Raw genomic sequence first — 23,108 nt, 5'->3', positions numbered from 1 at the left:
CTACTTATTTATCTTAAAGATATGAAATGGTAAGGTTGGATGCAACTCAACGTAATTCCATTCATCATACCAATTGTATGAGCTACCAGTAATTAAATCCTCAACCTGAATACTTTGCCCTGCATGTACTCCAATATCTCCTATAGGTAACTGGACATTTCCTTTTTGCGCATAGTATTGGTCTAAACTAATGATAATCAGTAATTCGTTTGTTTTATCATCATTCCATTTATAAAATGCTAATAAATTATCGTTATGTATATCGCAAAACTTAATATTATTAGTTTGCTGTAAAGCCTCATTTTGATTACGAAGTGTGTTTATCTTAGAGATCAGTAGTGTTAATTTATTTTCTATAAACCAATCATAATGCTTTACCTCAAACTTCTCAGACATGTAGTATTCCTCTTTACCTGGAATTGCATCGTCTATCATTTGTTCAAATACAGGACCATATATACCGATACTAGAACTTAGAGTTGCAGCCAGAGCATAACGCTGTAAGTATTTAGATTCATTAGCACCTTGTAAGTGATATGGATTTATATCTGGTGTATTTGGCCAGAAATTAGGTTGCATATATTCGCGTTGATCCGTTTGGGTTAGCTCTGTAACATATTCTATCAATTCGTGCTTTGAATCTCTCCACGTAAAATAAGTGTAAGATTGTGTATAACCTTGTTTTGCTAATTGCTGCATTACTTTTGGCTTAGTGAATGCTTCAGCTAAAAATAAAACATCTGGGTATTTCTTTTTTACTTCAGCAATTAACCAATTCCAGAAATAGTATGGCTTAGTGTGTGGATTATCCACTCTAAAAACATTAATACCACAATCTATCCAATATATTATAGTATCTAGACACTCTTTCCATAGGTTTTTATAATCTTTACTCTCCCAATAAATAGGAAGAATATCTTGGTATTTCTTAGGTGGATTTTCAGCATACTGAACAGTTCCATCTGGTCGCCATTTAAACCAATCTGGGTTAGACTCTACCCAAGGATGATCTGGTGCAGCTTGCAATGCGTAATCCATTGCTATTTCTATATTGAGATCTTTTGCTTTTTTAATTAAGGCTTTAAAATCCTTTATAGATCCTAATTCTGGATGCAAATCTTTATGACCTCCATGCTTAGAACCAATTCCCCATGCAGATCCTGCATCATTATCTTTAGCTTCAGTCGTATTATTTCTTCCCTTTCTATTAATTTCTCCTATAGGATGTACAGGTGGAAAATAGAGCGTATCAAAACCCATTTGTGCTACTCTTGGTAACAAACGCTCACAATCTTTAAAGGTTCCATGTTGTCCGTCTATTTCTGATGCAGAACGCGGAAAAAACTCGTACCAAGTACTAAACCTAGCTTTCTTTCTATCTACATAAACTTGAAACTCTTGAGTTTCATTTGATAAATGCTTTTCTGGATACTTTACAAATACATTGTGAAGCTTAGAACTCACAGCTTCTTTGATAGCATCATCATATTTATTATCGTCTTCAAAACAATCGATACAATATTCTAAATAGTCCTTTTCTTGCTTTATTGTTTTTTTAAGCAAAGGTTTTAAAAATGTAATACCTTCTAATAATTCTGACTTTACATGCTGATTATCATCAATCTTACGTTCAATACCATGCTGCCAATTCAATGCGTAATCTACCCAACCTTGCACTTTATAGGCATAAAAACCTTGCTTCTCAACTGTAAATGAAGATTTCCATTCGTCATTACCGATATCATCCATTCTAACTTCATTCCATTTTTTAGCTTTTTCATGTTTGTATAAAACTGAAGCCGCAATGACATCATGTCCATCGACTAAAACATTTGCATCAACGTTAATAATCTCATTTAATACACGTTTTATGAAGAATTCACCACCATTAATCTGAGGACTAACAGCATCTATAACAACTCGTCTTTGGTTTTGCATAGTGTTGGTTGATTGTTGTTTACGATGCGAAATTAAAACACATTATCTACATTTAAAAGACAATCCGTTTTAAAAATATACTACAACGTTTGAATTGGATAACTATTTATAAAAAGAAAGTTTACTATTGAATAATTGTGCCTGAAGGAATGTGTGCATCCTTTTTAACAACTACAATACCATCTTTTACAAAGTAAGTATCGGTTTCTTTATCTTTAAGTTTCACACCACCATTAATTCTTACATCGTCACCTATTCTACAGTTTTTATCTAGAATAGCATTTTTAATAAAACATCGTTCCCCTATGCCCATAAAGGTTTTAACTTTTTGTGCCTGTACATCATCTAAAGACTCATAATGACTATTACCCATCATATAACAATTAATGACGGTTGACTCTGCACCAATTCTTGAACGAATACCAATAACGGAACGTTCAATTTTTGCTGCATGAATTAAACATCCATCAGCAATAACGGTTCGATCACATAGGGTTCCAGAAATTTTTGATGTTGGTAATATTCTAGCATTAGTATATATACGTTGGTCATTATCATATAAGTTAAACTGAGGAATAGGATCTGTTAATCCTAAATTAGCCTCGAAGAAAGAATCTATATTTCCAATATCAGTCCAATACCCTTCATATTGGTAGCTTAAGGTTTTATGTTTTTTAATAGCTCCAGGAATAATTTCTTTACCAAAATCTACAGTTCCATCGTCTTTCATCAATTTTACCAGTAAGTCTCTATTAAAAATATAAATACCCATGGATGCCAAATAATGTCTTCCATTATTTTTCATCTCATCACTTACATTAGAAGTCCAATCTGGTAATAATGATGTATCTGGTTTCTCTATAAATGTTTTAATAATATTCTTCTCATCCGTTTTCATTATTCCAAATGAAGTAGCGTCTTTAGCATTAACAGGGTATGTGGCAATAGAAATTTCTGCACCACTGTCCTCATGTGCTTGTATCATTTCATTAAAATCCATTTGATACAATTGATCACCAGATAGAATTAATGCATATTCAAAATCATGACGTAAAAAATGATGCATACTTTGGCGAACGGCATCTGCAGTACCTTGAAACCATTTGTCACTGGCAATAGTTTGTTCTGCAGCTAAAACATCTACAAAAGCAGAGCTAAAGAAACTAAAGTGATATGTGTTTTTTATATGCTTATTTAAAGAAGCAGAATTGAACTGTGTTAACACAAACATGCGCTTTATATCTGAATTGATACAGTTAGATATTGGTATATCTACCAATCTATATTTACCTGCAATTGGTACAGCTGGTTTAGATCTGCTCTCCGTTAAAGGATATAACCTAGAGCCTTGTCCACCACCCAAAATAATACTTAAAACTTTGTCGTTAATCATTTCTTATCTATTAAAGATTTATATATAGCTTCTGTTTGTTTTGCAATGGCTGTCCAATCGAAAAATTCTTCTACTCGTTTTCGACCATTTTTAGCCATTTTATTTTGTAACTTTTTATCGTTAATTACTTTATTAACACCTTCAGCCAAATCCTTTGAGAATTCATCTGGATTAACCGGTTCAAAAGGTGCGCTTGTCTGTTGCTCTAAGTTAATCAATAATCCCGTTTCTCCATCAACTACAACCTCTTTTATACCTCCAACTGCACTTGCTACAACTGCAGTTTCACAAGCCATAGCTTCAATATTAATTATTCCGAAAGGTTCATAAATAGAAGGGCAACAAAATACATCTGCATGAGAATAGAGTTGAATCACATCTTTCTTGTCTAACATCTTATCAATCCAAACTATATTATTTCTTGTCTTTGAAGCTTCTGCAACTGCATCTTCCATTTCTTTAGCAATTTTTGGTGTGTCAGGCGCACCAGCACATAAAATTACTTGTGTATTTCCATCTATATATTTAATAGCATTTACTAAATGAATAATTCCTTTTTGCCTTGTAATTCTTCCTACAAATAATACATAAGGCTTGTTCTTATCTATAGCATATTCATCAAGAACATTAGTCTCATTAACAACAACATATTCTTTTAAGTCAATTCCATTATAGACAACTTCAATTTTATTTTCATCTACATTAAAATGCTTAAGAACATCTTCTTTTGTCTCTTCGGATACAGCAATTAAACAATCTGCCATTTCAATAGCTGTTTTTTCAACCCAAGATGAAGCATCGTAACCTCGTCCCAGCTGTTCTCTTTTCCATGGTCTTAGTGGCTCCAAAGAATGTGTGGTTACCACCAAAGGTGTTCCATAGCATAATTTAGCCATAATACCAGCAAAATGAGAGTACCATGTGTGACAATGCACTATATCTGCATCAATCTCATCTGAAGTCATGCTTAGACCAGTGCTTAATGTTTTAAATACTGCTTTTAATTTGTCGTTGGCATTATCAAAAGCCGAATTTTCATAGGGAAACCCTTTTACGCTCATTGAATTATTAGTAATATCTTGATCTCCGAAAGCTCTAACTTCCATTTCCATTAATTTAGAAAGCTCACTTGCTAAATATTCAACATGTACTCCTGCACCTCCATATACATATGGTGGAAATTCTCTTGTGAAAAATAATGCTTTCATTACTTATTGTAGCGTAAATTATTAATTTAATTAAGACATCTAAAATATCTATTAATAGCTTAAAATTAAGACAAATAATGAAAAGACCATTGTGATATCACAAAAAATATTAAATAAAAAGTTAAATCGATTTCGTAATGAAGTAAAATCATTTTCGACTTAAAATAATATCAAAAAATCATTAACTTTATTGCATGAAAAAGTTAGTCTTAGTTACATTAATTAGTTTCTTTTTTAGCTGTAATAGTTCAGCTCAAAAAACTGGAACTAAAGAAAAAGAAACCTTCCCGATTACAAAAACTGAAGCTGAGTGGAAAGAACAACTCACAGATAAGCAATACTATGTCTTAAGAAAAGCAGGAACCGAAAGACCATTTTCTAGTAAATTAAACAAAAATTACAAAAAGGGAGTTTATCATTGTGCTGCTTGTGATACACCTTTATTTAAGAGTGAGCACAAGTTTGATTCTGGGACAGGTTGGCCAAGTTTTGATAGAGAAATAGAAGGCAATGTCGCTTATGGTACTGATAACAATTTAGGTTACAGTAGAGATGAAGAGCATTGCGCCACATGTGGAGGGCATTTAGGGCACGTCTTTAATGATGGTCCAAGAGAGACAACAGGCAAACGTCATTGTATTAATGGTGTAGCCTTAAAATTTGTGCCTTCAGAAGGATAAACAGTATTTAAATTTTTAAATAGCGATATAATATCTATCTATGGAAATCCCATAGTTTATTAGATAGTATATCGCTAATTTTATATTTCTAAATAAATTATTATGAATGTCTCATATTTAACAAGTTCAATTAAGCAATTTGAATATTACAAAAGTCTAGGTGATAAAACTATAGCTCAACTTTCTTTTGATGAACTAAAGAAAGAATTTTCTGAAGATTCTAATTCAATAACTATCATTGTTAAACATATTGTAGGCAATATGTTGAGCCGTTGGACAAATTTTTTAACAGAAGATGGTGAAAAAGAATGGCGTAAACGTGATGAAGAGTTTGAAGACACTTATGCTTCTAAAGAAGATTTAGTAAATTCATGGGATAAAGGTTGGAATTGTTTGTTTGAAGCTATTAGACCATTATCATCAAATGATTTAGATCAAATCATTTATATAAGAAATCAAGGTCATACTGTTACAGAAGCTATGAACAGGCAAATGATGCACTATGCTTATCATGTTGGACAAATCGTTTTTTTAGGAAAACTAATAAAAGGAACTGATTGGCAATCCCTATCTATTCCTAAAGGAAAATCTAAAGCTTACAACAAAGATAAGTTCTCAAAAGACAAAGGCAAAAGACATTTTACTGAAGACCTTTAATGTTACGTTTTGGTTTTGTAAATTTGTGGCTTCAAAATTCAACTAAAAAATTGACGCATGAGTAAATACGATGTTATAGTTTTAGGAAGTGGTCCTGGTGGTTATGTTACAGCAATTAGAGCTTCGCAATTAGGCTTTAAAACAGCTATTATAGAAAAGGAAAGTCTTGGTGGTGTGTGTTTAAATTGGGGTTGTATTCCAACTAAAGCGCTTTTAAAATCTGCTCAGGTATTTGAATATCTTAAGCACGCTGAAAATTATGGTCTAAAAGTGGAAAACGCTGAGCACGATTTTGATGCTGTGGTAAAACGTAGTCGTGGAGTTGCCGATGGCATGAGTAATGGCGTCAAGTTTTTGATGAAAAAAAATAAAATTGACGTTATTGAAGGTTTCGGAAAACTTAAAACAGGTAAGAAAGTTGATGTTGAGGGCACTGAATATTCTGCTGACCATATTATCATAGCAACTGGAGCACGTTCTCGAGAATTACCAAGCTTACCACAAGATGGTAAAAAAGTAATTGGTTATAGACAGGCTATGACATTAGCCAAACAACCTAAGAAGATGATTGTTGTTGGTTCTGGAGCTATAGGTGTTGAGTTTGCATACTTCTACAACTCCATGGGAACTGAAGTAACCATTGTAGAATATATGGATAAAATTGTACCTGTTGAGGATAACGAAGTATCTAAACAATTAGAGCGTAGCTTTAAAAAATCTGGAATTAAGATAAAGACATCTGCTGAAGTTACTTCTGTTGACACTTCTGGAAAAGGTGTTAAAGCTACTGTAAAAACTAAAAAAGGAGAAGAGATCCTAGAAGCAGATATTGTTTTATCTGCAGTTGGCATAAAGTCTAATATAGAAAATATTGGATTAGAAGATGTTGGTATTGCTGTTGATAGAGATAAAATCTTAGTTAACGATTATTACCAAACAAATATTCCAGGATATTATGCGATTGGTGATGTTACACCAGGACAAGCATTAGCACACGTTGCTTCTGCTGAAGGTATTCTTTGTGTTGAAAAAATAGCTGGACAATATGTAGAAGCATTAGATTATGGGAATATTCCCGGTTGTACCTATTGTTCACCTGAAATAGCTTCAGTTGGCTTAACAGAAGAACAAGCAAAGGTTCAAGGCTTAGATGTTAAGATTGGTAAATTTCCTTTCTCAGCATCAGGTAAAGCAAGTGCTGGTGGACATAAAGATGGTTTCGTGAAAGTAATATTTGATGCCAAATATGGTGAATGGTTAGGCTGCCACATGATAGGTGCTGGTGTCACCGATATGATTGCCGAAGCTGTTTTAGGAAGAAAGCTTGAAACTACAGGGCATGAAGTTTTAAAAGCTGTGCACCCGCATCCAACAATGAGTGAAGCTGTTATGGAAGCTGTTGCAGCTGCTTACGATGAAGTGATTCACTTGTAATATATAAACTGAACTAAAAACAAAAAATGCGATTCTTAAGAATCGCATTTTTAGCTTAAAATTTATAACCTACTCCAAAATTAACTGTAGACTTCTTTCCATAGATTGACTCAGTATCAAAGCCATTAAATACTCTAATCTGATTTGTTAAACCATGTGTATATCTTGCATCAATAAACCAATGTGTATTGATATTATATTGTGCACCGAGCACTAATGAAGTACCTAAACGCTTATTCTTAAAAGCTTCTTGAATATTATCATCTAAGGAAACTTCTAATTGAGCACCACCATAAATTTCAAACTTATCAGAAATTCTATATTTTAATAATACAGGAAGCTCTAAAAGATTAGAATGTGAGTAATTAGCTTCTAGTTGAATGCTAAGTTTTTTAGATAATCTCGTTTCGAGAAATAAGCCAACATAGAGGTTAGTGTCGCTTAATCCACTATTAGATGCATTTACATCCCAAATACTGTATCCGTGCCTAATACCGAAGTCGAATTTTTTCTTTTTTAAAGCAGTAGAATCTTGAGCAGTAGCAGTAGCAATAGAAATAGTAAAAATGAGTAGCGTGGTAAAACATAAATTTTTCATAATTAATTGATTGTTAGAAATTAATAATGACAAACCTACTCTTGTAAGTTGTTAATTAATCCTAACTAAATCACAATCAAAATGAAAATGAGCGTTAATCTATTGTGAAAAGGCTTAATTTTTTATGGTAATATTATCTTAATTTTATAATCTATAACCGAATCCTAAAAATAGAATATTAGGAGACAGCTCTTCTAAACCAATAGTGTATTTCATGTGAAGATTTAATTTGTCAGATAAGTTATAAGCTAAACTTAAATCTGCTCTAACTTTTAATTTACTGGAAAAGAAATCGAAAAAATAGTTTAAGCTTGGACCTGCTAGTATATGAAATGTATCATTAAGACTATACTTTAAATATATAGGTGTTTCAAAAATTTAAAATCGTTGACACCTATATATAATAATTCTGGTTGAATATGAAAGTCATTTTCAATCTCAAAATCAGCAAATAAACCAGCGTATAATCCAATTTCAATATCTGGATTTGTACCAAAATCAGCTTCAGTGACTTTATAAAAAGTAAAATTTAATCCGCCTTTAACACCAAATTCTGTCTGAGCTTCAATTATACTTGAGAAAAAAACGACTCCGATTATGGCGAGAAATAGTTTCATGAATTATGAGTTCATAAAACTTTCAATCGTTAAATCATAACTCTGCAAACCAAAACCTAGTATAACGCCTCTAGCATTCGGAGATATGTAAGATTGATGTCTAAACTCTTCTCTGCTAAACGTATTAGAAATATGCACTTCTACTACTGGAGTTGATATTGCCTTTATAGCATCACCAATACCAATAGAGGTATGTGTGTAAGCTCCAGCATTTAAAATAATACCATCATAAGAGAAACCAACATCTTGTATTTTATTGATAAGCTCTCCCTCTACATTAGACTGAAAATAATCTAAACTAACAGTATTAAATTTAGATTTAAGTGTTTTTAAATAATCTTCAAAGGTTTGGCTTCCATAAATTTCTGGCTCACGCTTTCCTAATAAATTAAGATTTGGACCATTTATGATAATTAATTTCTTCATAGGGTAAATATATAAAAAAGGCAAAATAGTTTACGCCTCATTCTCAATTATCGAATAAATAAAAGAGAGGCCTAAAAGCCTCTCTTTTTATATAATATTTTAATAAGTATTATAATCCAAATTCAACACCTAAAGTTATAGTATCAAAAGATCCACCATCAAGACTTACCCCTCTATAAGCTAAAACTACATCTAAAGCTTCACTAACTGCATATTGTACTCTAGGAGCAGTATAGAATCCACTTTCTAATTCACTTGGAGAAATACCAAGTCCGTATCCTAAGTCTAGACCTAACGTAAACTTTTCAGAAGCTGCAAAACGTCCAGCTGCAGCAATCGGTAAAAAAACGGCATCGTCTACATCAATTGTACCGAAACCAGTATCAAAAGAATCACCAAAATTATAAGATAATCCAGAAGCAACACCTGCATGAAATTTTTCAGAAACTTCCCATAAATAATTTACATCAAGAGTGACATTAAAAGTCCAACCGTCACCAGCATCACCAATAGGTAGCCCTAGATTAGCACCAGCATTAAATTCCTGAGCGTTTACACTTGCAAATGCAAAAACTGCGAATGCAGCTAAAAATAATTTTTTCATAATTTTTAAAGTTTTAAAGTTTTAAAGTTTTAAAATTGATAAATGCAAAATAAAGCCTTTTTTCTCAAATAATAAAGTTTCTAGGCACACTTATTAACAGTTTTACAAACAAAATAATTTAAATATTTTATTTTCAACACTTTGAATTGATTTGTTATTAACTACTTTTTAAGAAATTATTACAAAGCACGTAGTCAATTCGTTAAACTATTTGGTATTTATTGCTATTTTTAGGCATGGATTGGGAGAGCGCTTTAAAGGATTATTTATTGTACCTAAAACTTGAACGTGGTTTAGCAGAAAACTCAATAGAAAACTACAGGTACGATATTAAAAAGATAATTACTTACTTGACTGAATTTAAGATAGATGCATCTCCAGTTAAGATAAACAACGAGACTCTTAAGCAATTTATATATCACATTTCAAAGGCTGTTAATCCGAGATCTCAAGCACGAATCATTTCAGGACTTCGTAACTTTTTTGACTATTTAGTTTTTGAGAATTACAGGAAAGATAACCCAACTGATCTCATTGAAACTCCGAAAATAGGAAGGAAACTTCCTGAGACATTATCCCTTGGTGATATAGATTGTCTTATTTCTAACATTGATTTGAGTTACCAATTTAATGGAGTAAATCTTGGAGAACGAAATAGAGCGATTATAGAGACCCTTTATAGTTGTGGTTTAAGAGTAAGTGAGTTAATTGAACTCAAAATTTCAGATTTGTTTTTTGATGAAGGCTTTATAAAAGTCCTAGGTAAAGGTAATAAAGAACGATTTGTTCCTATTAGTACAAGCACACAAGGTTATATTAATATTTGGAAATCTATAAGGCAACAAATTTTGGTTGATATAGGTTCAAAAGATGTTCTTTTCCTCAACTATAAAGGCAAAAAACTAACACGTGCAATGGTGTTTACTATCATTAAAAGACTAGTTGAAAAATCGGGACTAAAGAAAAATGTATCCCCTCATACGTTTAGACATTCCTTTGCTACGCATCTTTTAGAAAATGGTGCTGACCTTAGAGCAATTCAAATGATGCTTGGTCATGAAAGTATAACAACTACTGAAATCTACATGCATGTGGATCGTTCACATTTGACCGATATTTTAAATAAATATCACCCAAGAAAATAAGAATAGGCATTTAAAACTTAAATTTAAATACCTATACTAAAAATTTGAGTTAGTTATATTTTACTTGGCAATATTTACTGCACGTGTCTCTCTAATTACAGTCACCTTTACTTGTCCAGGATAAGTCATATCCGTTTGAATTTTTTGAGAAATTTCAAATGATAAACTTGCGGCTTTATCATCAGATACCTTTTCACTTTCAACAATAACACGTAATTCTCTACCTGCTTGTATTGCGTAAGCTTTCTTAACACCAGTAAACCCAAATGCAACATCTTCCAAATCTTTAAGACGCTGTATATAAGAATCTAATACTTGTCTTCTTGCACCTGGTCTTGCGCCAGAAATAGCATCACAAACCTGTATTATAGGCGAAAGTAATGTTGTCATTTCAATTTCATCATGGTGAGCGCCTATAGCATTACATACTTCTGGTTTTTCACCATGCTTCTCAGCCCATTGCATTCCCAATATTGCATGTGGAGTTTCAACATCAGTTTCTGAAGATGGAACTTTACCAATATCATGAAGTAAACCTGCACGTTTTGCTAACTTAGGATTAAGTCCTAATTCGGCAGCCATGACTCCACAAAGTTTAGCCACCTCTCTTGAGTGTTGCAATAAATTTTGTCCATAAGAAGAACGGTATTTCATTCGACCAACCATCTTAATTAATTCAGGATGCAATCCATGAATCCCTAAATCAATAACAGTACGTTTACCTACCTCAATAATTTCTTGTTCAATCTGTTTTTGAGTCTTTCTAACGACCTCTTCAATTCTTGCTGGATGAATTCTACCATCAGTCACTAATTTGTGTAATGATAAGCGTGCTATTTCTCGTCTTACAGAATCAAAACAAGATAAGATAATAGCCTCAGGTGTATCATCTACAATAATTTCCACTCCAGTGGCAGCTTCTATTGCTCTAATATTTCTACCTTCTCTACCAATAATTCTTCCTTTAACATCATCAGATTCTATATTAAATACAGATACACAATTATCGACTGCTTCCTCGGTACCTATTCGTTGAATGGTATTAATAATAATCTTTTTAGCTTCTTGTTGTGCTGTTAGTTTTGCTTCTTCTAATTTATCCTGAATAAAACCCATTGCATCTGTCTTAGCTTCTTCCTTAAGGGATTCAACTAATTGCTCTTTCGCTTCTTCAGCAGATAAAGAAGAAATTACTTCTAATTGTTTGATTTGGTTTTTATGAGCTTTCTCTACTTCACCTTTCTTCTTCTCTAAGAACTCAAGTCTAAAATCATAATCCTTAATTTTACTCTCTAATGATTGGTTAGATTTTTTGGATTTAGATAATTCATTAGAGATTTGTGATTCTTTATCTCTAATTCGCTTTTCTGCTTCAGCCATTTTCTTATCTCTCGACAAGATCACTTTTTCATGCTCAGCCTTAAGCTCAATAAACTTTTCTTTTGCCTGAAGAATTTTATCTTTTTTAAGGGCATCTGCATCGACATTAGCCTGCTTTAAAATCGATTTAGATTCGCTTTCAGCATTAGATATTAACTTTGATGCATTTCCTTTCGCTAAGGATTTTGCTATAATATATCCTAGTATTAATCCTAATACTACTCCTCCAACAATATATAAAATTGTGTTAGTGTCCATGTTTATTATTTAGTGTTAGTATATAAAAAAAGCCTACATCAGTTATCGGTTTTGTATAAACTCCTTAAAAACAAGTTTAGGGCTAACAAGCTGATCAAAAATCTGTCTAAATACCAAAGTATTAACAGCACGATTTTACAACTTCAACTCACCCTTTTTAAAGAATTGATCGTTGAGTTTATCAAAAAATGTAACTAATGTAGGCAGTAACCTTTTATTTTAAAGAACGTACGAGTTATACATGCCCTTTCAAAAGTTCGTTTAAAGCTTCTAACTTCTCCTGAACTTCTTCATTAACATACTCTTTATCTATTGACTTTTGCTCTACTTGAGCAGCAAACTGTAAAGCACACATTGCTAAAACATCTTGCTTATCTCTAACAGAATAATTCTGTTCAAATTGTCCTATCATGGCTTCAATTTTCTTTGTAGCCTTTCTTAAACCTTCTTCTTGAATCGGATTAATCGTTAAAGGATATACTCTATTAGCGATTGAAAGTTTAATTTTTAATTGATCTGACATCTAGTCTAATTTACAACTTTATTCCGAGATCTGCCCAATACAATGGTCAATATCTCTAATAAGTGCATTTATTTTGAGCTTTGTTTCTCGTTTATTTTCGTCACTACCTAGCATTGAATTTGCGATTTTGAGTGTTTCATACTTTTCTGCCCAAGACCCTAATTCTTCTTGTTGCTCTAAAAGTTTTTGCTGTTGTTGTTCTAATTGTTCAGAAAGTTTCGCGTTGGTCTGTTTTAAAACCTCTTGCTTATGTAAAACTTTACTGATTTTATTTTCTAAAGCATCAACAATGTCTTCTATTTTACTCATTAAAGTAATTCAATACTGTTGAAACAAAGTTAACATACCTAATGAAAAAACACAATTCTTTTACAATTATTTTTAGTTCCCATAACATCAAAAGAATTAATACGTTAAAAAAAATAATATTATATTAAGATTTGAATTTCTCAATCAAATTGATATTTTAGCTAACATAGTCCATTATATGAAAAAAAAATTGCTCCTCCTTTTAATTACCTGTTCTGCTTATGGTCAAACAGAATACCCTCAAGATTATTTTAGAAACCCTTTAGATATTCAGATTGTTCTTGCTGGTACTTTTGCTGAGTTAAGATCATCGCATTTTCATGGTGGTATAGATATTAAAACACAACAAAAACAAGGACTTAAAGTTTATGCTTCTGCCGGAGGTTATATAAGTAGAATTAAAATTTCGCATTTTGGTTATGGTAAAGCAATATATATAACTCATCCCAATGGGTACACTACGGTCTACGGTCACCTTCAAAAATTTTCTAAACGCTTAGAAAAGTATATTAAAGAATGCCAGTATGATAAGGAAAGTTTTGAGGTAGAGGTGTTTCCTAGTACTGAAGAAATTATTATTGCTCCTAACGAAGTGATAGCTTTCTCTGGTAATACAGGAGGTTCTGGTGGACCTCATCTACATTTCGAAATTAGGGATAACCAAGAACGACCATTGAATCCTATGCTTTTTGGCTTTGATGTAAAAGATACTAAAGCGCCTTATGTTTCGGCTATTTATGCATATCCAAAAGATGAAAACGCTATAATAAATGGCAAGAATGAACGCGTTCCTTTAAGGTTGATTCCTAAGAAGAGTGGAGATTACGAGGTTGAAAAAATTACTGCTTTTGGTAATATTGGTTTTGGTATAACGAGTTATGACAAACAAGATTTAGCACCAAACAACAATGGTGTAAGTAATATCCAAACTTTTTTTAATGGTAATAAAAGTCTAGAAATAGACTTTAAGCGCTTCAGTTTTGACGAAACTAAGCATATTAAGAGATTAATAGATTATGAATACTTTAAAACTAATCGTTCTCGTATCCAAAAGTTGTTCATACAAAAAAATAACCCTTTGAGTCTTTATAAAGATGCTTATGACAATGGTTATATAAGTGTTGAAGATAGTACATCATCTGTCTATAAAGTAAGAATAAGAGATTATAAGCAAAATGAAACTTGGATTTCAGTTCCTGTAAAAGGAAAATTAGAAATTATTGAAAAAGTAAATAATGATACTTTATTGTCTAAATCTCTTGTATATAGTAACAAGGCAACAACGTTAGAGTCTAATAATATAAAAGTTAGCTTTTATAAAAATACATTATATGACGATCGTTTCATAGATTTTAAAGTTAACTGTGATACGCTCTTCTTGCATGAAGACAATATTCCACTACAAAAAAACTTTTATATTAATTACGACTTAAGTAATTACAAAACAGAACATTTAGATAAGATTTTTATTGCTAGATTATATGGCTACTACAAGAAACCAAGCTATGTACGAACTAAACGCAAAGGCAAAATTTTAAGTGCTGGCAGCAAAATTTTTGGCACTTATACTTTGGCTATGGATACTGTTGCACCTTCTATAAGACCCACTAATTTTCAAGATAAAAAATGGTTAAGTAAATACCGTTACCTTAAAGTAAAAATAAAAGATGGACTATCTGGCATTAGTAAATATAGAGCAACAGTTAACGGAAAGTGGATTTTAATGGAATATGATTATAAAACTGATACACTTATACACGATTTTAAAGATAATATCGTTACTGATACAAAGAACGAATTAAAAATAATTGTTACAGATAATGTTGGAAATAGTTCTACATTTGAAGCAATCTTTTTTAGAAAATAAAACTAAACTATTTGAAACGCTTACATTTTATAGTTCTACTAGGCTTATTCTTTAGCTTATTATCCTTTTCACAATCTGCAATTATCAGAGGTGTTATCTTAGATGAAAACAACAACCCTATTAATGATGTTAATATTAAGGCTAGCACAGGTGAAGGTACAGCTACAAATGAAAACGGATTTTATGAACTTAAAATTCCATTTGGTAAAGACATCACTATTGTATTTACTCATTTAAATCATAAACGAGTTGAGGCTAAATTCAATCTAAAAAACGGACAAGAGCTGGAGTTTAATCCTGTTATGAAAATTGAAATTGAGCAAATTGCAACTGTAGTTATTAATACTAATACAAGACAGTCCGTTGATGGAGTTACTTCCATTTCTCCTCAGATGGTGAGAACAATTAAAGGTGCTCAACCTGGTGTTGAGAATATTTTAAAAACACTACCAGGAGTTAATATCTCAAATGAACTAAGTACACAATACTCAGTAAGAGGTGGGAATTTTGATGAAAACTTAGTATATGTTAACGAAATAGAAATCTATCGCCCTTTTCTAATTCGCTCTGGTAATCAGGAAGGATTAAGTTTTGTGAATACGGATTTAGTTCAGAATGTTGATTTTTCAGCTGGTGGTTTTCAAGCAAAATTTGGTGATAAATTATCTTCTGTATTAGATATCACATATAGAAACCCAGTTGCTTTTGGAGTAAGAACCGACTTAAGCTTATTAGGAGGTAGTGTCGCTGCAGAAGCCGTATCTAATGATGGTAAGTTTTCGGGAATAGCTGGTGTTCGTTACAGAGATAATAGTTTAATATTAAATAATCTTGAGACTGAAGGCAATGTAGAACCTGTATTTGCAGATGCTCAAACCTATCTAACCTATCGTTTTTCGAGTAAATTTCATCTAAATTTTTTAGGTAATATTTCATTAAATAAATACAATTTTGAGCCAGAAAATAGACAAACTAACTTTGGTACTTTGCAAGAACCTGTAGCACTTCTAGTATTTTATGATGGGCAAGAAAAAGATCAATACCAGACTTATTTCGGAGCATTTAAAGCCAATTATTTTGCAAGCGATGAATTAACTTTAAAAGTAATTGCTTCAGCATATCATACTACTGAACAAGAGTATTTTGACATATTTGCACAATATCGTTTGGGAGAAGTTAATACAAATATTGGTGACGAAAATTTAGGGGAAGTTGAGTTTAGTGAAGGTATTGGTTCTCAATTAACACATGCCAGAAATGATTTAGACGCTTTTATAGTTAATGCAGAACATAGAGGTGATTATAAAATTGACGATGAAAGTACTGTAGAATGGTCTATAAAATATACACATGAGGATATTAGAGACCGACTTTTAGAATGGGAAGTTATTGATTCGGCTGGTTTTTCTATTCGTCCGCCAAACTTTAGCTCACCAAACTTACAGCCTTACGAACCTTTTTCTGGTCCACTTGCAGCTTTCGAAAATGTAAGAGCTTTAAATAAAGTTCAAATTGACCGCCTACAAGCTTTTGCTCAATATAGCAAGAATACAACTTGGGGAAATAACGATGTCTTTTATAATGTAGGAGTTAGAGCACATAGTTGGACCGTTAATGGTGATGGAATTGAAAGTAACTCTCAGACCGTTTTTAGTCCTAGAGCCCAATTAGCTATAAAACCAGATTGGGATAAAGATATGCTTTTTAGAGTAGCAGGTGGTTTGTATTACCAACCCCCTTTCTACAGAGAATTAAGAGATTCTTCTGGTGTTGTTCAACCAAAAGTAAAAGCGCAAAAATCATTTCATGTGGTTTTAGGAAACGAGTATAGCTTCGAAATTTGGGATAGACCATTTAAACTAGTGACTGAAGCATATTACAAGGGTTTGAGTAATGTAAATCCATATACCTTAGAGAATGTAAGGATTAGATATAGAGCAAAAAATAATGCTGAAGCATATGCCTATGGTTTAGATATGCGACTTAATGGTGAGTTTGTACCTGGTACTGAATCCTGGTTTAGTTTTGGTTATCTAAAGACCGAAGAAAATATTGAAAACCGTGGTTATATTGCAAGACCTACGGATCAACGCTTAAAATTTGGAGCTTTGTTTCAGGATTATGTACCAAATATGCCAGACTTAAAGATGTATTTAAATTTAGTTTATAATACTGGTGTACCAGGTGGTTCACCAAGCTATGCTGATCCTTATGACTTTCAGATACGTTTACGTGATTATAGACGTGCTGATTTAGGAGTATCTTTAGAATTAGTAAATCCAGATAAGACATATAATTCTAAATGGAAAAAAGCATTTAAAGAACTCTCAGTAGGCTTTGAAATCTACAATATGTTCAACAATCAAAACTCTATTACTAATACTTGGGTAAGAGATGTTTATTCTAAACGTCAATTTGCTATTCCTAACTTCTTAACTCCTCGAGTTTTTAATGTGAGGTTATCGGCTCGCTTTTAGCCTTCTTCTAAATATTTAGTGAAATTACTTAGATTTTTAGTGCAAGTGCCAAAATTGACGATTATTAAACCTATAAAATGATACAAAATTGTTAGATTTGTAACTGTCTAATCCACTTTAGATTACCCTACTAAGCTATAGTACAAAATTTTAAACATGAAAATTTCCCTCACTGCATGTCTAATGCTATGCTTTAGTTTTTCTTTTTCGCAACTTAGCGTAAGAAATAATGCTTATGTATATGTAAAAGATCAAGTTCTCTTTGTTAATGATGATATTAATTTAGAAGAAACCACAGCAAAAATATATTTAAGAGACGAATCTCAACTTTTGCAAGGCACAGGAACTACAGGCAATTCTGGTCTGGGTGAGTTAAGTGTATACCAAGATGGAACTGTAAATCAATGGTCTTATAATTATTGGTGCTCACCAGTAGGAGGAATATTGACAAATACTTTTGGGAATAACGACTTTAGAACAAATCAGATAGATGACCCTTTATTAAGTACCGCAAGTCTTATTGACAGTAATAATAGTACGTTTACAACAGGTTATAACGGAACTGCAAGTCCTCTACAAATATCATCTCGTTGGTTATGGACTTATGTATCTTCAAGCGCATATGCAGATTGGATTTTTGCTGGTGATGTTGGTGACATTGACCCAGGATTAGGTTTTACAATGAAAGGTACAGGCATTGGAACGACAGGTAGCACTGATTATGATTTTAGAGGTAAACCAAATAACGGAACAATGTCTAACACTGTTGCAGATGGTGATTTTACTTTGATAGGTAACCCTTATCCAAGCGCAATAGATTCTGCTGCTTTTATTCATGATACACAAAATGCAGCGGCAATTACTGGTACACTTTTCTTTTGGGAACAAGATGGTACTGTTGCATCTCATACCTTACAAGATTATGTTGGTGGATATTCTGAATATACTATTAATGCAGCCGGTACTGTTATCACTACTACTCCTGCAATATTTTTTACTTATGATGAACAAGACAACGTTCTTCCATTACCACCACCTGGAGCAAATGGAACCAAACTTTCTAGAAGATTTATCCCAATAGGGCAAGGTTTTATGGTAGAAGGTCGTTCAGGCACTTCAGGAATTGTTCGTGCAAAAAATGAATTTCGTGTATACGAAAAGGAAGGTGCCGATAGTTTTTTCTTTAGAAATAATACAAATTTAAATTATCAAAATAATGGATTAACTATTGTTCCTGATGATTTTAGAAGATTTAGAATTAATATAGATTTTACAGTTGATAGTAGCAAATATACACGACAAGTTGTTTTAAATTTTCACGATTCTGCAACAGATGGTTTTGATTATGGTTTAGAGCTAAGTCGTTCTGATAACGTAAGTTCAGATGCCTATTTTGCTATAGAAGATATAAAGTATTCAGGTCAAGCTTATCCCTTTGAAGAAGCACTAGTAATTCCTTTAGTTATTGATATAGAACAACAACAGCCGCTACGTTTTAGAATTTTTGATATTCAAAATTTTGAAGAATCTCAAGGTATCTATATCCATGATATTGAAAATGAAACTTATGTAAACTTGAGAAATCAAGATTACGATCTTAATATAGAACCTGGGAACTACACTGATCGTTTTGAAATTGTCTTTACACCACAAGACCCATTAAATATTAAAGGGTTTGAAGTTAATGACTTAGTGATAAATCAAAATAATGGTATTCACCAACTTTCGGTCATTAATCCTAATGGTTTAGATATCACATCCATTGAAGTATATGATATTGCGGCAAAACGCTTATTGCATGGCACTTATGATTCAGTACTAGATCGTTACGTGCTTTCTACAACAGATTTAAGTGATGGTGTTTATGTTGTAAATGTAAGGTCTAACACTAACGCAGTTAAGTCGCAGAAGATTATTGTTAAGAATTAACAAACTCTTTTAATACCCAGATTACATAATCTAACTCCTCTTGAGTATTAAAAACACTAAACGAAAAACGCACAGATGGTCGCTTTAAATTTTCAGCATTAAGTAATTCAGTTAACACATGAGATTGCTGTGAGCTTCCGCTCTGACAAGCGCTTCCTTTAGAACAGGCTATACCTTTTAAATCTAATTGAAATTGTAGCATAGGTGCTTTTTCTGGAGCAATAGGTAAACACACGTTTATTAATGTATAAGTACTATTAATAACATCCTCACAACCTCCATTAAAATGAACATCTAATAAATTTGTTTTGAGTTGTTGAATGAAATACGTTTTTAAATCTGAAACATATTTTTTTTCTTCATCAAGACGAGCATAAGCAATTTTTAAAGCTTCATCCATGCCTACAATATTATGCGTAGACTCTGTACCTGCTCTATAACCTCTCTCCTGCTCACCACCAAAAATCAAAGGTTTTAAACCAGATTCTTTCCTGACAAAACAAAATCCTACACCTTTAGGCCCATGAAACTTATGAGCACTTGCTGCCATAAAATCAACAGTAATATCTTGTAAATCTATTTTATAATGTCCTACAGATTGTACCATATCACTATGAAATAGTGCATTATTAGCTTTGCATAGCTCTGCTACTTGTTTAATGTCTAAAATATTACCTACTTCATTATTAATATGCATTAAACTTACTATTGCTTTATTGCTAGAGGCTAATAACTGTTCTAAATGTGAGTAGTTTATTAAACCACAAGGATCTAAATCGACATATTTTACAACAATATTATATTCTTTTTGCAATTGTTCAGCAGTATGTAAAACAGCATGGTGTTCAATTTTAGAAGTAATAATTTCTGTAACACCTAAATCTCTTATCACACTTCTCAGTGCTAAATTATCAGCTTCTGTCCCTCCAGAGGTAAACACAATCTCAGAAGATGTAACATTAAAATAACTCGCAATGTTTTTACGGCATTGCTCCAAAAGCGCCTTTGATGATCTTCCAAAGCTATGTGTAGATGAGGCGTTTCCAAAATTCTCATTAAGAACCTTAGTCATACGATCAACAACTTCTGGTCGTAATGCAGTTGTAGCTGCATTGTCTAAATATACTGCCTTCATGTTGCAAAAATATTGTAAATAAAATTATTTAGACAATGGAGCGTTATAATTTTACAAATCCATTATTTTTGTTCAAAATAGAATCTATGAAGTGTCACTATTATATCATCTTTTGTTTAGCCTTATTTGTATCCTGTGATGATGGCGACATTTTTACTGTAGATTTAGAATTTGATGAATTACTAGAACGTTGTGATAATTTTGAAGATTCATATCTGGTTTATGATACACGTGAAGACCCAAATGAGGCATTGCTTTTAGTATTACCTAAACCATCAAGTGATTATTTGTTTACTACAGCAACTGAAACATCTGTAGAACTTACAATCCCTGGTGAAGTTCAGTTTTATTATCGTAAATACAATACGACCTTGTCTGATGGCGTATTGTGTAATGTTTTATCCGACTCTGGTTTAGTAGTCACCGAAGATAATGTAGCTAGTGCTGGCACTGTAGTCGTTAGTGTTAATATTGAAGATGATGATAATGATGGAATTCCGAGTGAATTTGAATATGGGCCAGGTGGAATAGCAGACCCTCAAGATTGGGATGGAGATGGTATTGCTGATTATTTAGATGAAGATGATGATAATGATAATGTAAAGACCATTAATGAAATTGATAACAGTGATAGTGATGATAATCCTAATACAAATCCACTAGATACAGATGGTGATGGTGACTTAGATTATTTAGACACAGATGATGACGGAGACGGGATTGACACACGCTTAGAGGATGAAAATGAAAATGAAAACCCAAGGGATGACTATCAAGAAAGTACGGATGGTTCTGTAGTACCAAGACGATATTTAGATGCTAATGCATCAGAGGCATTTACTGATTCTGGGTTTATTGACAATACATATACAAGAATTGCAACCACTCGTTTTTTAGTATTAAATACTGGTATAGGTCCAATAAATTCTACTGAAATTCCATTTGGGACATATATAGGAGATCCTATAAGTTTTAATACTGAAATAGATTAATATCTAGGGCTCTAAATTCTGAAATACTCTAACTTCCGTTGCACCTAAACCGTAGGTCTTATAATCTGCATCGTAAAACTTTATATTATTATAACGTCCAAATAAGGTTTCTAACTCTTGACGAAGTACTCCTTCACCTACTCCATGTATAAATACAATCTTAGGAATGCGCTTCCGTATTGCAAAATCTAATTGACGTCTTGCTGTGTCTAACTGCAGGTTTAGCATATCATAATTAGACATACCACTAGTAGATGAAGTTAAATGATGAATATGTAAGTCGACTTCAAATTTCGGGGCATGTCGTTCTTTAGGTTTTACTGTAGGAACAATTTTACGCTTCTGTATTTCCTTTTCTCTTTTTACAGCATCTAAATCTGAATTGTAGATGGAGTTCTCAATGGTGTTCTCGTTTGATGATATCATTAATTCATTAGTTTCAAACTGAAACTCGAAACCATCCATATCTTCTATTGAAATGGTAGTTCCGGATATCTTTGTCACTATTCCAGAAATAGCATCATCAATGGTTTCTACCTTATCACCAATATTAATCTTCATCTTCTGTTTGTATGAAAGTCTCTTCTTCTTGCTTATCGAACTTACTTGGAATGTTTCGAGAGGTTCTATAGATACCAAACATTAATAATACAATTCCTGCTGTTAACAAATAGGTATTTTGTTGTTCTTGAGCTTGAGCATATAATGCAACTAAACCACCAACAACAATACATATAAAATTTATAGTTCTAGAGATATTCATAATAAACAATTAAAATAGTAGCACAAAAATACAGCTAAGAATGATTTTTTATTGAACTTTTTATCAAAAGAGCTAAATTTGTTGTTATGAAATTACTGATAGCACAATTAGAAGATTACATGTTACCATGTATGTGGAAGAAGACATTTAATGTAGAATGCATGGGTTGTGGAATTCAGCGCTCAGTTTCATTAATTTTAAAAGGTGAGTTTATCGCTGCTTTTTATATGTATCCAGCTATTTACACGCTAATTATTTTGTTTTCTTTCTTATTATTACATCTAAAATTTAAATTTAAGTTCGGTCATAAAATAATACTTGGCCTTTTTGTAATAAATATTAGTATTATTGTAGTAAGCTTTATAATTAAAACATTTTAACTAAAATAAAAATCAACTCAAATGGAAAAACAACAAATACCAAATGGAACGCTTGTACTTGTAATGGGAATATTATCAATCTTAGGCTGTTGCTGCTATGGAGCACCAGGACTAATTTTTGGTATTGTTGCAGTAGTATTAGCAGGGAAAGCAACAAAAATATATAAAGCTGCGCCTGAAGATTATACTGGATTTGGAAATGTTAAAGCCGGTAAAATAATGGGAATAATAGGTATAGTGTTAAGTCTTTTAATGACTATTTATATGATATGGTTATTCACTTATTTTGGATGGGAAACAATGCAAGATCCAGAATTACTCCAAGAAAAAATGAGAGAAATGATGGGACAATAGTCTTATTAGTAAAAAAATAAAAAGCGATTTTCTTAATTGAA

At 32.3% G+C, this 23,108-nt stretch carries 23 protein-coding genes and 1 other RNA gene; 10 read left to right on the top strand and 14 right to left on the bottom strand.

The window, feature by feature from the left end:
- From WPG_RS14090 to glgA, 3 genes are all read right to left on the bottom strand, one after another.
- On the bottom strand, positions 1 to 1,938 hold the full coding sequence (locus tag WPG_RS14090) for an alpha-1,4-glucan--maltose-1-phosphate maltosyltransferase (protein ID WP_045473846.1): 1,938 nt from the start codon (positions 1,936 to 1,938) through the stop codon (positions 1 to 3).
- 124 nt (positions 1,939 to 2,062) lie between these two features.
- Positions 2,063 to 3,331, bottom strand: a complete 1,269-nt coding sequence (locus tag WPG_RS14085; RefSeq protein WP_045473844.1) for a glucose-1-phosphate adenylyltransferase — start codon at positions 3,329 to 3,331, stop codon at positions 2,063 to 2,065.
- Positions 3,328 to 4,539, bottom strand: coding sequence for a glycogen synthase (gene glgA, locus WPG_RS14080; RefSeq protein ID WP_045473843.1), 1,212 nt, complete (start codon positions 4,537 to 4,539; stop codon positions 3,328 to 3,330). The genes WPG_RS14085 and glgA overlap by 4 nt, the downstream gene beginning before the upstream one ends.
- 194 nt (positions 4,540 to 4,733) lie before the next feature.
- Between glgA and msrB the strand changes: the two genes are divergently transcribed.
- The 3 genes from msrB (at position 4,734) to lpdA (ending at position 7,310) form a co-directional block, all read left to right on the top strand.
- Positions 4,734 to 5,219, top strand: coding sequence for a peptide-methionine (R)-S-oxide reductase MsrB (gene msrB / locus WPG_RS14075; protein WP_045473841.1), 486 nt, complete (start codon positions 4,734 to 4,736; stop codon positions 5,217 to 5,219).
- 102 nt (positions 5,220 to 5,321) lie between these two features.
- A complete protein-coding gene (locus WPG_RS14070) occupies positions 5,322 to 5,876 on the top strand; it encodes a DUF1572 family protein (protein ID WP_045473839.1) in 555 nt (184 codons plus the stop codon).
- Positions 5,877 to 5,933: 57 nt separating this feature from the next.
- Entirely contained in the window at positions 5,934 to 7,310 is a 1,377-nt protein-coding gene (lpdA, locus tag WPG_RS14065) for a dihydrolipoyl dehydrogenase (protein WP_045473837.1), read from the top strand.
- A gap of 55 nt (positions 7,311 to 7,365) precedes the next feature.
- Here lpdA and WPG_RS14060 read toward each other — a convergent pair whose 3' ends face one another.
- From WPG_RS14060 to WPG_RS14045, 4 genes are all read right to left on the bottom strand, one after another.
- A complete protein-coding gene (locus tag WPG_RS14060) occupies positions 7,366 to 7,908 on the bottom strand; it encodes a porin family protein (protein WP_045473835.1) in 543 nt (180 codons plus the stop codon).
- 353 nt (positions 7,909 to 8,261) lie between these two features.
- Positions 8,262 to 8,525, bottom strand: coding sequence for an outer membrane beta-barrel protein (locus WPG_RS14055; protein ID WP_045473833.1), 264 nt, complete (start codon positions 8,523 to 8,525; stop codon positions 8,262 to 8,264).
- A 3-nt stretch (positions 8,526 to 8,528) separates the two neighbouring features.
- A complete protein-coding gene (gene aroQ / locus WPG_RS14050) occupies positions 8,529 to 8,951 on the bottom strand; it encodes a type II 3-dehydroquinate dehydratase (protein WP_045473831.1) in 423 nt (140 codons plus the stop codon).
- Positions 8,952 to 9,060: 109 nt separating this feature from the next.
- Positions 9,061 to 9,555: an outer membrane beta-barrel protein gene (locus WPG_RS14045; RefSeq protein ID WP_045473829.1), complete on the bottom strand. Its 495-nt coding sequence runs from the start codon at positions 9,553 to 9,555 to the stop codon at positions 9,061 to 9,063.
- 236 nt (positions 9,556 to 9,791) lie between these two features.
- Between WPG_RS14045 and WPG_RS14040 the strand changes: the two genes are divergently transcribed.
- Positions 9,792 to 10,700 (top strand): tyrosine recombinase, encoded by a 909-nt coding sequence (locus WPG_RS14040; RefSeq protein ID WP_045473824.1) that lies wholly within the window; start codon positions 9,792 to 9,794, stop codon positions 10,698 to 10,700.
- A gap of 60 nt (positions 10,701 to 10,760) precedes the next feature.
- On the opposite strand, the gene rny is transcribed toward WPG_RS14040, so the two are convergent.
- The 4 genes from rny to WPG_RS14025 form a co-directional block, all read right to left on the bottom strand.
- Complete coding sequence (rny, locus tag WPG_RS14035; RefSeq protein ID WP_045473822.1) at positions 10,761 to 12,338, bottom strand: ribonuclease Y; 1,578 nt, start codon at positions 12,336 to 12,338, stop codon at positions 10,761 to 10,763.
- 57 nt (positions 12,339 to 12,395) lie between these two features.
- Positions 12,396 to 12,516, bottom strand: a non-coding RNA gene (gene ssrS, locus WPG_RS17945) — 6S RNA.
- Positions 12,517 to 12,573: 57 nt separating this feature from the next.
- Positions 12,574 to 12,861, bottom strand: coding sequence for a cell division protein ZapA (locus tag WPG_RS14030; protein WP_045473820.1), 288 nt, complete (start codon positions 12,859 to 12,861; stop codon positions 12,574 to 12,576).
- Positions 12,862 to 12,879: 18 nt separating this feature from the next.
- The gene (locus WPG_RS14025) at positions 12,880 to 13,170 is read right to left on the bottom strand and encodes a hypothetical protein (protein ID WP_045473818.1); all 291 of its coding nucleotides are present in this window, start codon (positions 13,168 to 13,170) and stop codon (positions 12,880 to 12,882) included.
- A gap of 178 nt (positions 13,171 to 13,348) precedes the next feature.
- On the opposite strand from WPG_RS14025, the gene WPG_RS14020 reads away from it, so the two are divergent.
- The 3 genes from WPG_RS14020 (at position 13,349) to WPG_RS14010 (ending at position 19,443) form a co-directional block, all read left to right on the top strand.
- Entirely contained in the window at positions 13,349 to 15,037 is a 1,689-nt protein-coding gene (locus WPG_RS14020; protein WP_045473816.1) for a M23 family metallopeptidase, read from the top strand.
- A gap of 11 nt (positions 15,038 to 15,048) precedes the next feature.
- Positions 15,049 to 17,514 (top strand): carboxypeptidase-like regulatory domain-containing protein, encoded by a 2,466-nt coding sequence (locus WPG_RS14015; RefSeq protein ID WP_045473814.1) that lies wholly within the window; start codon positions 15,049 to 15,051, stop codon positions 17,512 to 17,514.
- A 156-nt stretch (positions 17,515 to 17,670) separates the two neighbouring features.
- Positions 17,671 to 19,443 (top strand): T9SS type A sorting domain-containing protein, encoded by a 1,773-nt coding sequence (locus WPG_RS14010; protein WP_144374484.1) that lies wholly within the window; start codon positions 17,671 to 17,673, stop codon positions 19,441 to 19,443.
- On the opposite strand, the gene WPG_RS14005 is transcribed toward WPG_RS14010, so the two are convergent.
- The gene (locus WPG_RS14005) at positions 19,433 to 20,578 is read right to left on the bottom strand and encodes a cysteine desulfurase family protein (protein WP_045473812.1); all 1,146 of its coding nucleotides are present in this window, start codon (positions 20,576 to 20,578) and stop codon (positions 19,433 to 19,435) included. The two genes, WPG_RS14010 and WPG_RS14005, sit on opposite strands and share 11 nt — an antisense overlap.
- 86 nt (positions 20,579 to 20,664) lie before the next feature.
- Here WPG_RS14005 and WPG_RS17595 point away from each other — a divergent pair, with 86 nt between their 5' ends.
- Complete coding sequence (locus WPG_RS17595) at positions 20,665 to 21,570, top strand: hypothetical protein (protein WP_144374483.1); 906 nt, start codon at positions 20,665 to 20,667, stop codon at positions 21,568 to 21,570.
- Positions 21,571 to 21,573: 3 nt separating this feature from the next.
- Here WPG_RS17595 and WPG_RS13995 read toward each other — a convergent pair whose 3' ends face one another.
- Positions 21,574 to 22,131, bottom strand: a complete 558-nt coding sequence (locus tag WPG_RS13995; RefSeq protein WP_045473810.1) for a Smr/MutS family protein — start codon at positions 22,129 to 22,131, stop codon at positions 21,574 to 21,576.
- A complete protein-coding gene (locus WPG_RS13990) occupies positions 22,121 to 22,333 on the bottom strand; it encodes a hypothetical protein (protein ID WP_045473808.1) in 213 nt (70 codons plus the stop codon). Before WPG_RS13990 ends, WPG_RS13995 begins: the two co-directional genes overlap by 11 nt.
- An 86-nt stretch (positions 22,334 to 22,419) precedes the next feature.
- Here WPG_RS13990 and WPG_RS13985 point away from each other — a divergent pair, with 86 nt between their 5' ends.
- Both WPG_RS13985 and WPG_RS13980 read left to right on the top strand, forming a co-directional pair.
- On the top strand, positions 22,420 to 22,713 hold the full coding sequence (locus WPG_RS13985) for a DUF2752 domain-containing protein (protein WP_045473807.1): 294 nt from the start codon (positions 22,420 to 22,422) through the stop codon (positions 22,711 to 22,713).
- 21 nt (positions 22,714 to 22,734) lie between these two features.
- Entirely contained in the window at positions 22,735 to 23,067 is a 333-nt protein-coding gene (locus WPG_RS13980) for a CCC motif membrane protein (RefSeq protein WP_045473805.1), read from the top strand.
- Positions 23,068 to 23,108: the final 41 nt, after the last annotated feature.

Source organism: Winogradskyella sp. PG-2 (genome assembly GCF_000828715.1).
In the GTDB taxonomy this organism is placed as follows: domain Bacteria; phylum Bacteroidota; class Bacteroidia; order Flavobacteriales; family Flavobacteriaceae; genus Winogradskyella.
This window is presented reverse-complemented; position numbering and strand designations above follow the sequence as displayed.

Coding starts and splice junctions, on each gene's coding strand:
- WPG_RS14030 (WP_045473820.1), bottom strand. CDS start 12,861: ATGTCAGATCAATTAAAAATTAAACTTTCAATCGCTAATAGAGTATAT.
- glgA (WP_045473843.1), bottom strand. CDS start 4,539: ATGAAAGCATTATTTTTCACAAGAGAATTTCCACCATATGTATATGGA.
- WPG_RS14070 (WP_045473839.1), top strand. CDS start 5,322: ATGAATGTCTCATATTTAACAAGTTCAATTAAGCAATTTGAATATTAC.
- rny (WP_045473822.1), bottom strand. CDS start 12,338: ATGGACACTAACACAATTTTATATATTGTTGGAGGAGTAGTATTAGGA.
- WPG_RS14090 (WP_045473846.1), bottom strand. CDS start 1,938: ATGCAAAACCAAAGACGAGTTGTTATAGATGCTGTTAGTCCTCAGATT.
- WPG_RS13985 (WP_045473807.1), top strand. CDS start 22,420: ATGAAATTACTGATAGCACAATTAGAAGATTACATGTTACCATGTATG.
- WPG_RS14085 (WP_045473844.1), bottom strand. CDS start 3,331: ATGATTAACGACAAAGTTTTAAGTATTATTTTGGGTGGTGGACAAGGC.
- WPG_RS13995 (WP_045473810.1), bottom strand. CDS start 22,131: ATGAAGATTAATATTGGTGATAAGGTAGAAACCATTGATGATGCTATT.
- WPG_RS13980 (WP_045473805.1), top strand. CDS start 22,735: ATGGAAAAACAACAAATACCAAATGGAACGCTTGTACTTGTAATGGGA.
- msrB (WP_045473841.1), top strand. CDS start 4,734: ATGAAAAAGTTAGTCTTAGTTACATTAATTAGTTTCTTTTTTAGCTGT.
- aroQ (WP_045473831.1), bottom strand. CDS start 8,951: ATGAAGAAATTAATTATCATAAATGGTCCAAATCTTAATTTATTAGGA.
- WPG_RS14040 (WP_045473824.1), top strand. CDS start 9,792: ATGGATTGGGAGAGCGCTTTAAAGGATTATTTATTGTACCTAAAACTT.
- WPG_RS17595 (WP_144374483.1), top strand. CDS start 20,665: ATGAAGTGTCACTATTATATCATCTTTTGTTTAGCCTTATTTGTATCC.
- WPG_RS14010 (WP_144374484.1), top strand. CDS start 17,671: ATGAAAATTTCCCTCACTGCATGTCTAATGCTATGCTTTAGTTTTTCT.
- WPG_RS14060 (WP_045473835.1), bottom strand. CDS start 7,908: ATGAAAAATTTATGTTTTACCACGCTACTCATTTTTACTATTTCTATT.
- WPG_RS14045 (WP_045473829.1), bottom strand. CDS start 9,555: ATGAAAAAATTATTTTTAGCTGCATTCGCAGTTTTTGCATTTGCAAGT.
- WPG_RS14025 (WP_045473818.1), bottom strand. CDS start 13,170: ATGAGTAAAATAGAAGACATTGTTGATGCTTTAGAAAATAAAATCAGT.
- WPG_RS13990 (WP_045473808.1), bottom strand. CDS start 22,333: ATGAATATCTCTAGAACTATAAATTTTATATGTATTGTTGTTGGTGGT.
- WPG_RS14020 (WP_045473816.1), top strand. CDS start 13,349: ATGAAAAAAAAATTGCTCCTCCTTTTAATTACCTGTTCTGCTTATGGT.
- WPG_RS14005 (WP_045473812.1), bottom strand. CDS start 20,578: ATGAAGGCAGTATATTTAGACAATGCAGCTACAACTGCATTACGACCA.
- lpdA (WP_045473837.1), top strand. CDS start 5,934: ATGAGTAAATACGATGTTATAGTTTTAGGAAGTGGTCCTGGTGGTTAT.
- WPG_RS14055 (WP_045473833.1), bottom strand. CDS start 8,525: ATGAAACTATTTCTCGCCATAATCGGAGTCGTTTTTTTCTCAAGTATA.